At 71.4% G+C, this 10,092-nt stretch carries 9 protein-coding genes; 6 read left to right on the top strand and 3 right to left on the bottom strand.

Going from position 1 to position 10,092, the window contains the following annotated elements:
• Positions 1-26 precede the first annotated feature (26 nt).
• Both ET526_RS20125 and ET526_RS20120 read right to left on the bottom strand, forming a co-directional pair.
• Positions 27-1,382 (bottom strand): VWA domain-containing protein, encoded by a 1,356-nt coding sequence (locus tag ET526_RS20125; RefSeq protein WP_135470708.1) that lies wholly within the window; start codon positions 1,380-1,382, stop codon positions 27-29.
• A gap of 7 nt (positions 1,383-1,389) precedes the next feature.
• A complete protein-coding gene (locus ET526_RS20120) occupies positions 1,390-2,346 on the bottom strand; it encodes an AAA family ATPase (protein WP_135470706.1) in 957 nt (318 codons plus the stop codon).
• A 146-nt stretch (positions 2,347-2,492) separates the two neighbouring features.
• On the opposite strand from ET526_RS20120, the gene ET526_RS20115 reads away from it, so the two are divergent.
• The 6 genes from ET526_RS20115 (at position 2,493) to ET526_RS20090 (ending at position 8,727) form a co-directional block, all read left to right on the top strand.
• Positions 2,493-2,954, top strand: coding sequence for a tripartite tricarboxylate transporter TctB family protein (locus tag ET526_RS20115; protein ID WP_135470703.1), 462 nt, complete (start codon positions 2,493-2,495; stop codon positions 2,952-2,954).
• A 4-nt stretch (positions 2,955-2,958) separates the two neighbouring features.
• Positions 2,959-4,470 (top strand): tripartite tricarboxylate transporter permease, encoded by a 1,512-nt coding sequence (locus tag ET526_RS20110; protein ID WP_135470701.1) that lies wholly within the window; start codon positions 2,959-2,961, stop codon positions 4,468-4,470.
• Positions 4,471-4,528: 58 nt separating this feature from the next.
• Positions 4,529-5,518 (top strand): tripartite tricarboxylate transporter substrate binding protein, encoded by a 990-nt coding sequence (locus ET526_RS20105; RefSeq protein ID WP_135470699.1) that lies wholly within the window; start codon positions 4,529-4,531, stop codon positions 5,516-5,518.
• A 101-nt stretch (positions 5,519-5,619) separates the two neighbouring features.
• Positions 5,620-6,471 carry an AAA family ATPase gene (locus tag ET526_RS20100; RefSeq protein WP_135470696.1) on the top strand — a complete coding sequence of 284 codons (852 nt, stop codon included), beginning with the start codon at positions 5,620-5,622 and terminating at the stop codon, positions 6,469-6,471.
• Between the two features lie 7 nt (positions 6,472-6,478).
• Positions 6,479-7,657, top strand: a complete 1,179-nt coding sequence (locus tag ET526_RS20095; protein WP_135470694.1) for a vWA domain-containing protein — start codon at positions 6,479-6,481, stop codon at positions 7,655-7,657.
• Positions 7,658-7,671: 14 nt separating this feature from the next.
• Complete coding sequence (locus tag ET526_RS20090; protein ID WP_135470692.1) at positions 7,672-8,727, top strand: zinc-dependent alcohol dehydrogenase family protein; 1,056 nt, start codon at positions 7,672-7,674, stop codon at positions 8,725-8,727.
• A gap of 158 nt (positions 8,728-8,885) precedes the next feature.
• Here the strand turns inward: ET526_RS20090 and ET526_RS20085 are convergent, their stop codons facing one another.
• The gene (locus tag ET526_RS20085) at positions 8,886-9,818 is read right to left on the bottom strand and encodes a YfdX family protein (RefSeq protein ID WP_135470690.1); all 933 of its coding nucleotides are present in this window, start codon (positions 9,816-9,818) and stop codon (positions 8,886-8,888) included.
• Between the last annotated feature and the right edge of the window lie 274 nt (positions 9,819-10,092).

The following is a 10,092-nucleotide window of genomic DNA, read 5'->3' as shown; positions in this document are numbered from 1 at the left end:
CCGATTCCAGCCAGAGCTACTCGGGCCTAGCCCTCGCCCTCCAGCAGCGCCGTCACCACGCGGTCGAGGTGCTTCAGCGTGCTGCACACCGCCGTGACGCGGCAGTGCGGCGCATAGCGCGGCATGTCGGAATCGCCGGTGCCCCATAGGGTGCGCGGCTCCGGATTCAGCCATATCACCTGCTTCGCGCGGTTCGCCATGCGTTGCAGGACGTCCACGCGGGGATCGGTACGGTTGCCGCGCCCGTCGCCGAGGATGATGACGGTGGTGCGGCGGTCGAGGATCGGCATGAAGCCGCGTTCGAACTCCACGAGGGAATTGCCGTAATTCGAGGATCCGAAGCCGATCCGGGCCATGATCTCCGCGGTCGCCTTCTCGATCGGCTCGCGCTCAAGGATGTCGCTCACCTCGATCAGCGAGCCGGAGAAGGCGAAGGCGCGCAGGCCCGACAGCGCCTCCTTCATCGCGTAGAGGAACAGCAGCAGAAACTGCGCCACCGCGGCGACCGAGCCGCTGACATCGCACAGTACCACGAGCCGCGGCCGGTCGAGCTTCCGCCGCTTCCACACGGTCAGGAAGGGAACGCCGCCCCAGCCCATGTTGCGCCGCAGCGTCCGGCGCGCATCGAGCATCCCGCGGCGGTCGCGCTTGCGCGTGCGTCCGTAGAGCACCGCCAGGCGGCGGGCCATGGTGCGGACCAGGACGCGCATCCGCTCATGGTCGCGGCGGTCTATGGCGGCGAGGCGGGTCTGCGCCAGCATCCGCTCGCGCCAGCGTTCGCTCTCGCCCTGAGCGTAGAGCTCGAGGTTCTGCCGCGCCAGCGCCTGCGCCTCCTCGCGCAGCATGTCCCGGCCCTGGCGCAGCCGCGCGCCGATGGGCGTGCCCTGATGCGCCGCGATGTCGCGCTCCAGCCCGGCGAGGTCCATGCGCTCCAGGATGCGGCGGGCGAACAGGTTGACCTGGGTGAAGACGGCGATGCGGCTGACCCCGACCTCCTCCGCCGCCGCCGCCATCGCCGCGGCGAGGCCGGCGCGGTCGCCGGCGAGCAGCATGCGGCCGAGCCCGCTGCCGACGGCGCCGGCCGCGCCGCCTTCAGGCAGGCCGGGGGGCGCGCCCTCGGGCGGGGAAGGCGGGGGCTCCGCCTCGTCCTCCGCCGCGCCGCGGAAGCCATCGCGGCGGAAGAAGAGGTCGAAGCACTCCTCGAACCGCCTCTTCTCCTCCACGGTCTTGGCGAGGACGAGGGACAGGGTGTCGCGCAGCCGCGCGCGGTCCTCCCACCCCACCACCCGCACGGCGCGCGAGGCGTCTATGCTCTCGGCCGGGGAGATGCGCAGCCCGGCGCTGCGGGCGGCGCGGAAGAAGTCGAGCAGCGGCCCGTCCATGCGCGGGTCACGCCGCCGGCGCGGTCTCGCGGCGCGCCTTCTGCAGCAGGTCCGGCAGATGCGGTCCGGCGGCCTCGATGTCGCTCTCGAACTTCAGCAGCACGTTCAGCGTGCCGCGGACCAGCTCCGGCTCCAGCTCCCGCGCGTGCAGCAGCACCAGCACCCGCGCCCAGTCCAGCGTCTCGCTGACCGAGGGCAGCTTCTTCAGGTCGAGGCCGCGCAGCCCCTGCACGAAGGCGACGAGCTGCCGCCGCAGCCCCTCGGCGATGCCCGGCACCCGGCTGGCGACGATGCGCCCCTCCAGCTTCTCGTCCGGCAGGCCGATGTGCAGGTGCAGGCAGCGGCGCTTCAGCGCGTCGCCGAGGTCGCGCATGGAGTTGGAGGTCAGCACCACGATCGGCGGCACCCGCGCCCGCACCGTGCCGATCTCGGGGATGCTGACCTGGTAGTCGGAGAGGAGTTCGAGCAGGAAGGCCTCGAACTCCTGGTCGGCCTTGTCCACCTCGTCCACCAGCAGCACCGCGCCCTCGGGCTCGCGCAGCGCGCGCAGCAGCGGGCGGGGCTCCAGGAAGTGTTCGGAGAAGAACAGGTCGCCGACGCCGTGCAGGCGCCGGATCGCGCCCTCCAGCGTGCCCTCCTCGCCGAGCAGGGCGCCGAGCCTGTCCTTCAGGATCTGGGTGTAGAGGAGCTGCTTGCCGTACTTCCACTCGTACAGCGCCTTGGCCTCGTCCAGCCCCTCGTAGCACTGCATGCGGATCAGCGTCAGGCCGAGCCAGGCGGCGGTGGCCTTGGCGAGTTCGGTCTTGCCGACGCCGGCCGGCCCCTCGACCAGGATCGGCTTCTGCAGGTGGTGCGCGAGATAGACCGCGGTGGCGATGGGGCGGCTGGCGATGTAGCCGGCTTCCTGCAGCCCGCGCTCCGTCGCCTCGATCGAGACAGGCAGGTGGTGCCAGGCGGGACTCATGCGGCTCTGGGTGCCATGCGGCGCGCCTCCGGGCGGTGGACAAGCCCGCCCGGTCATAGACCGGCCGGCGCGCCCTGCCAAATCCGGCTGTTGCGCCGCCGCCGTCGGGTTAAAGTGTTCCGGAACAAGGAGGAGGGAGGAACGGGGTGCGTCTTTCCGACCGTGTCTCCGGCGCGGCCCTGGTGGCGCTCGGCGGCCTCGCGGCCTGGGGCGGGTCCCGCCTGCCCGCCGTGCCGGGGCAGGATGTGGGGCCGGCCGTCTTTCCCATGCTGATCGGCTTCGGCCTCATCGCCTGCGGGCTGATGATCGCGCTCGGCGTTGGCCACGCCTTCGAGGCGCCGGAGGAGGAGGGGGGCGGGCGGTCCTGGTGGCACGGGCTGTGGGCCCTGCTGCCGCCGGCGCTGCTGGTGCTCTACATGCTGCTGGCGGAGAGGATCGGCTTCCTCCTGATGGCGGCGGCGATGGTGCTGGTGGTGGCGCTGGCCTTCGGGGCGCGCCTGCGGCTTGCCCTGCCGCTGGCGGTGCTGGCGCCGCTCGCCGTGCACCTCGTCTTCTACCGGCTGCTGCGGGTGCCGCTGCCGGAGGGCCTGCTGGCGGCACCCTGGTGAGCGCATGCAGAACCTGATCGAGGGGGCCGCGCTGGTCGCGGCCCCGGACGTGCTGGTGGCGATCCTCGCCTCAGCCATCTACGGGCTGGTGATCGGCGCCCTGCCGGGGCTGACCGCCACCATGGCGACGGCGCTGCTGGTGCCGGTGACCTTCTACCTCTCGCCGATCGCGGCGGTGGCGACGATCATCACCGCCTCGGCCATGGCGATCTTCTCGGGCGACATTCCCGGCTGCCTGCTGCGGATCCCGGGCACTCCCGCCTCCGCCGCCTACACCGACGAGGCCTATGCGATGACGCGCAAGGGCCAGGCGGAGACGGCGCTCGGCATCTGCCTGTGGTTCAGCGCCCTCGGCGGCATCTTCGGCACCCTGGCTCTGATGGTGGTGGCGCCGGCGCTGGCGGAGATCGCGCTCTCCTTCTCCACCTTCGAGTATTTCTGGATGGCGCTGCTCGGGCTGATGTGCGCGACGCTGGTGGCGCGCTCCTCCCCCGTGAAGGCCATCGCCGCGATGCTGATCGGGCTGCTGATCGCCTGCATCGGCATGGAGAATCCGGCCGGCACGCCGCGCTTCACCTTCGGCCTGTCGGACCTGCTCGGCGGGGTGGAGGTGATTCCGGCGCTGGTCGGCGTGTTCGCCGTGGCGCAGGTGATGCGCGCGCTGCTGATGCCGGAGCCGCCGCCGCTGCCGCGGCGCCGCTTCGGCAGCATCCTGGCGGGGCAGTGGGGCCTGACGCGGCGCTATCCCAAGCAGCTCATGCGCGGCAACACCATCGGCGTCATCGTCGGGGTCCTGCCCGGCGCGGGAGCCGACATGGCGGCCTGGATCAGCTACGCCACCTCCAAGAAATTCTCGAAGGAGCAGGCGAAGTACGGCACCGGCCATCCGGAGGGGCTGGTGGAGTCCGGTGCGGCCAACAACTCCGCGGTGGCCAGCTCCTGGGTGCCGGCGCTGCTGTTCGGCATTCCCGGCGACACCATCACCGCCATCGCCATCGGCGTGCTGTACATGAAGGGGCTCAACCCCGGGCCGACGCTGTTCACCGAGAACGCGTCCTCCATGTACGCCCTTTACCTGATCTTCATCCTGGCCAACATCATCATGATCCCGTTCGGCATCATGATGATCCGCACCTCCACCCTGGTGCTGCGCGCGCCGCGGGCGGCGGTGATGCCGGTGATCCTGCTGCTCTGCGCGGTGGGCGCCTATGCCATCGGCAACAACCCCTTCGCGGTGCTGCTGGTGGCGCTGTTCGGCTGCCTCGGCTTCGTGATGGAACGCAACGGCTACCCGGTGGCGGCGATGGTGCTCGGCATCGTCATGGGCAGCATGGTGGAGCAGAGCTTCGTCTCCTCGCTCATCAAGTCGGACGGCAGCCTGCTGCCCTTCGTCGAGCGGCCGATCAGCGGTCTGCTGGCGGCGCTGACCTTCACCGCCCTGCTCTGGCCGGTGGGCGTGTGGGTGGTGCAGCGCCTGCGGGGCCGGCGCTTGCGGCCCTCGGGCGCGGCGGAGTAGCAATTCGGAACGAACGCGGCCCGCCCCCGGGGCGCGGCCCAAGCCGGAGGATACGACCATGCAGACGCTTTCCCGCCGCACCCTGTTCGGCGCCGCCGCCGGGCTCGGCGCCGCCTCCCTGGCGCGGCCGGCCCTCGCGCAGGCGCGCTGGCCGGCACGGCCCGTCACCATGATCTGCCCCTGGGCGGCCGGCGGCGGCACCGACGCGGTGCTGCGCATCATCGCTGCGGGCCTGGAGCGGGAGCTCGGCCAGCCCTTCAACGTGGTGAACCGCACCGGCGGCAACGGCGTGGTCGGCCATGCCGCGATCGCGAGCGCGCAGCCCGATGGCTACACCCTCGGCATGCTCACCTCCGAGATCTGCATGCTGCACTGGCAGGGGCTGACGCAGATCACCTACCGGGACTACACGCCGCTGGCGCTGGTGAATTTCGATCCGGCTGGCGTGCAGGTGAACGCGAACTCGCCCTGGCAGACGATCCAGCAATGCGCGGACGCGATCAAGGCGAGCCGCCCGGGGCAGCTCAAGGCCTCGGGCACCGGGCAGGGCGGCATCTGGCATCTCGCCCTGGGCGGCTGGCTGGTCGCGATGGGGCTGCGGCCGGACCATGTGCGCTGGGTGCCGTCCACCGGGGCGGCGCCGGCGATGCAGGACCTGGCCGCGGGCGGGCTCGACCTCACCACCAATTCCGTGGTCGAGGCGCGGGCGATGCTGGATGCCGGGCGGGCCCGCAGCCTGGTGGTGATGGGGCCGCAGCGGCTGGCGGTATGGCCCGACATCCCGACCCTGAAGGAGTCGCTCAACCTCGACTGGACCGCCGGCGCCTGGCGCGGCATCGCCGGCCCGCGCAACCTGCCGCAGGAGGTGCAGGATGCGATGAGCGGGGCGTTGAAGCGGGTCTATGAGGGCAACGAATACAAGGAGTTCATGAACGCCCGCGGTTTCGGCCTGCTCTGGGGCGACGCGCAGGGCTTCGCGCGCCACCTGGAGGAGCAGGACCGCTCCCTCGGCGAGGCGATGCGGGCCGCGGGCCTGGCCCGGGCCTAAAGCCGGGGGGCGCGCCGGCGGCCGGCCGGCGCGCCGCGGAGGCTTGCGGCATCGGCGGACTGGCCGCACCCTGCCCGGGATCCAGCGCAAGGGTTCCGAGAGTGAAGCGTTTCCAGGGCACCGCCACCTACATCGCCTCCCGCGACCTCGAGGTCGCGGTGAACGCCGCCGTCGCGTTGCAGCGCCCGCTGCTGGTGAAGGGCGAGCCGGGCACGGGCAAGACCGTGCTGGCGCAGGAGGTGGCGCGCGCGCTCGGCATGCCGCTGATCGAGTGGCACATCAAGTCCACCACCAAGGCGCAGCAGGGCCTCTACGAGTACGACGCGGTCTCGCGCCTGCGCGACGGGCAGCTCGGCGACCCGCGGGTGCACGACATCGCCAACTACATCGTGCGCGGCAAGCTGTGGGACGCCTTCGAGTCCGAGGTTCCCGTGGTGCTGCTGATCGACGAGATCGACAAGGCGGACATCGAGTTCCCGAACGACCTGCTGCTCGAGCTCGACCGCATGCAGTTCTTCGTCTACGAGACGCGGCAGACCGTGACGGCGCGGCACCGCCCGGTCGTCATCATCACCTCCAACAACGAGAAGGAGCTGCCGGACGCCTTCCTGCGCCGCTGCTTCTTCCACTACATCCGCTTCCCGGACCGCGAGACGATGGAGCGGATCGTCCACGCCCACTTCCCCGGCATCCGCCAGGAACTGGCGCGCGAGGCGCTGAACGTCTTCTTCCAGATCCGCGGCGTGGACGGGCTGAAGAAGAAGCCGGCCACCTCCGAGCTGCTGGACTGGCTGAAGCTGCTGATGATCGAGGACCTGCCGGCCGAGGTGCTGCGCAGCCAGGACCCGCGCACCGCCATCCCGCCGCTCTACGGCGCGCTGCTCAAGAACGAGCAGGACGTGCACCTGTTCGAGCGGCTGGCCTTCCTGTCACGGCGCCAGCAGGGGCGGTAGCGCGGCCATGCTCGCGCACTTCATCCTCGCGCTCCGCGCCGCCGGCATCCCGGCCAGCATCACGGAGTACCTCACCCTGCTGCGTGGGATGAAGGAGCACGTCGCCGGCTACAGCGTGGACGATTTCTACCACCTCTCCCGAGCCACGCTGGTGAAGGACGAGCGCCACCTCGACCGCTTCGACCGCGTCTTTGGCGAGGTATTCAGGGGGCTGGAGCCGCCCGAGGGCGACCCGCAGCGGGAGATCCCGGAAGAGTGGCTGCGCAGGCTCGCCGAGAGGCTGCTGACCGAGGAGGAGAAGCGCCAGATCGAGGCGCTCGGCGGCTTCGACAAGCTGATCGAGACGCTGCGCCAGCGGCTGCGCGAGCAGAAGGGGCGGCACCAGGGCGGGTCGAAATGGATCGGGACTGGAGGCACCTCGCCCTTCGGCGCCTACGGCTACAATCCCGAGGGCGTGCGCATCGGCCAGGAGGAATCGCGCCACCGCCGCGCGGTGAAGGTGTGGGACAGGCGGGAGTTCCGCGACCTCGACGGCGACATCGAGATCGGCACGCGCAACATGAAGCTCGCCCTGCGGCGCCTCCGGCGCTTCGCGCGGGAAGGCGCGGCGACCGAGCTCGACATGGCCGACACCATCCGCTCCACCGCCAAGAACGCCGGCTCGCTCGACCTCAGGCTGGTGCCGGAGCGGCACAACGCCGTGAAGGTGCTGCTGCTGCTCGACATCGGCGGCTCCATGGACGACCACGTGCGGCTGTCGAGCGAGCTGTTCTCCGCCGTACGCTCCGAGTTCAAGCATCTCGAGCACTACTATTTCCACAACTGCCCCTATGAGCGGCTGTGGAAGGACAACCGCCGCCGCCGCGACACCGAGGTTCCCACCTGGGAGGTGCTGCGGAAGTACGGGCCGGACTGGAAGCTGATCCTCGTCGGCGACGCCGCCATGAGCCCCTACGAGATCCGCGAGCCTGGCGGCAGCGTCGAGCACTGGAACGAGGAGCCGGGCCGGGTCTGGCTGCAGCGCCTGACCGGCCATTTCCGCCGTTCCGCCTGGCTGAACCCGACGCCGCGGGAGCACTGGGACTACACCCTGTCCATCGGCATGATCCACGCGATCATGGAAGGGCGCATGTTCCCGCTGACTGTCGCGGGCATCGAGGCGATGACGCGCGAGCTGAGCCGATAGGGAGGAGAAGGACCATGAAGGGCGTGGTGTTCCTCGGCGACCGCAGGCTGGAGATCCGTGACTTTCCCGATCCCACGCCCGGTCCGGACGAGGTGGTGCTGGAGATCAGGGCCTCCGGCATGTGCGGGAGCGACCTGAAATTCTACCGCGCCTCCGGCGATGGCGCGGCCGCGCTCGGCCTCGGCACCCGCGGCGAGCCGGTGATCGCGGGGCACGAGCCCTGCGGCGTGGTGGTGGCGGTGGGCAGCGCCGTCTCCCCGCGCCAGGCACGCATCGGCGACCGGGTGATGCAGCACCACTACCGCGGCTGCGGCGTCTGCCCGCACTGCTCCACCGGCTGGGCGCAGCTCTGCGTCGAGGGGGTGGCGGAGGTCTATGGCGTCACCGGCCATGGCGCGCATGCGCGCTACATGAAGTGCCCCGCCCGCAGCCTGGTGCCGCTGCCCGAGGAGCTCTCCTTCGAGACCGGTGCCGCCATCTCCTGCGGCACCGGCACCGCCTGGGGGGCGCTGCAGCGCCTGGCGCTGCAGGGAGATCACACCATCGCCATCTTCGGCCAGGGACCGGTCGGGCTTTCCGCCACGCAGCTCGCGCACCACATGGGCGCGCGCGTGATCGCTCTCGACACCAACCCGAACCGCCTGGCGCGGGCGAAGGAGTTCGGTGCCGACCTCACCATCAATCCGCTGGAGACGAACGACGTGGTCGGCGCGATCCGCGACGCCACGCATGGCCGCGGCGCGCATGCCTCGCTCGATACCTCCTCCTCCCCCCAGGCGCGGGCCCAGGCGGTGCGCTGCGTGCGCACCTGGGGCAAGGCCTGCTTCGTGGGCGAGGGCGGGGAGGTGACGCTCGACGTCAGCTCCGACCTGCTGCGGCGGCAGGTGACCCTGATCGGCTCCTGGACCTTCTCGACCGTGGGCCAAGCCGACTGCGCGCGCTACATCGCCGATCGCGGCATTGCCGTGGACGCGCTGTTCACGCATCGCTGGCGGCTGGAGCAGGCGGAGGAGGCCTATCGCGTCTTCGACCGCCAGGACGCGGGCAAGGGCGTGATCCTGCCGGTCTAAGCTCGATTCGCCGCCAATAACGCAGGCGGAGATCCCCGAAAGGATCTCCGCCCCGACGGCTGGCCCTGAAGCCGTTTCCACGAAGCCATGGTCGCGGAAACGGCTCTGGTCGCCTGTCTGCGGAGCGGCTTCGCGGTCCCGGCCGTCCGCGATCCGCTCTAGCGGCTGCCCTGCGTGCCCGTGGTGCCGCCGCCGGCCCCGCCGGTCTGCGCCCCGGTGCCGGTCTGCCCGCCAGCTCCCGCCTGGGTGCCGGTGCCGGTCTGGGCGCCGGCCTGGGTGTCGGTGGTGCCTGTCTGGGTGCCGGTCTGCTGCGCGCCGGTCCTCGCCTGGGTGCCGGTCTGAGCGCCGGCCTGCTGCCGCTCGTCGCCCCGCATCGCCTGGCGCGCCTGCCGCAGGTGCTGCTGCGCGCTCTCGCGGTCGTTGCGCTGCAGTGCCTGCTCGGCCTGCTCCAGCGCCCGCTCGGCCTGCTGCATGCCCTGCATGGCATCGGCCCGGCGCAGGCTCTCCTCGGCGCTGGCGAGCGCCTGCTCGGCCCGGCTGCGGTCGCCCTGCTGCAGCGCGCTGCGGGCTTCCTGAAGCTGCTGGCGCACCTCCTGCATGGCGCGCTGCTGGCGCCCATGCTCCACGAGCAGGACCAGAACGCCGCGCTCATCCATCATGCGGTGCATGTCCGGGCCGGCGTAACCCATGCGCATGCCGGGGCCACCCATGGGACCGCCGAACTGCTGGCCGCCGCGCCAGTCCTGCTGGCCGAACTGCTGGCCGGGCGCGAAGCGGTCCTGGCCCCAGCCCATCTGGCCGCCGAAACGGTCCTGCTGGCCGAACTGCTGGCCGCCGCGCCAGTCCTGCTGGCCGAACTGCTGGCCGGGCGCGAAGCGGTCCTGGCCCCAGCCCATCTGGCCGCCGAAACGGTCCTGCTGGCCGAACTGCTGGCCGCCGCGCCAGTCCTGCTGTCCGAACTGCTGGCCGGGCGCGAAGCGATCCTGGCCCCAGCCCATCTGGCCCTGCGCCAGGGCCGGCGTGGCCAGCAGCGCCGCCGCGCCGAACGCCAGCATTGCGGGGAAGGCGATCCGCTTTTCCTGCCTCTTCATCCTCTGTCCTCTGCGCCGTTCGGTGTGAAAACTCCGCCACCGTCGCCGGGGCGGAAAAGCGGCTCACCACGGGGCCGTGCGGCCACCGTGGTGAACCCTGCTCAGATCAGTAGCGAGGCTGGAAGGTGCTGCCGCTTCCCCAGGCCTGCCCACCGCCATGGGTGCCCCAGCCCTGCTGCTGGCCGGATCCGGCGCCCCAACCTTGGCCTGGCCCGAAGCGGTCCTGCTGGCCGAACTGCTGTCCGCCGCGCCAGTCCTGCTGGCCGAACTGCTG

It is taken from the genome of Crenalkalicoccus roseus (assembly GCF_004761865.1).
Taxonomy (GTDB): Bacteria; Pseudomonadota; Alphaproteobacteria; order Acetobacterales; family Acetobacteraceae; genus Crenalkalicoccus; species Crenalkalicoccus roseus.
Note: the sequence above shows the minus strand (reverse complement) of the source record. Positions and strands in the feature narration are given on the sequence as shown.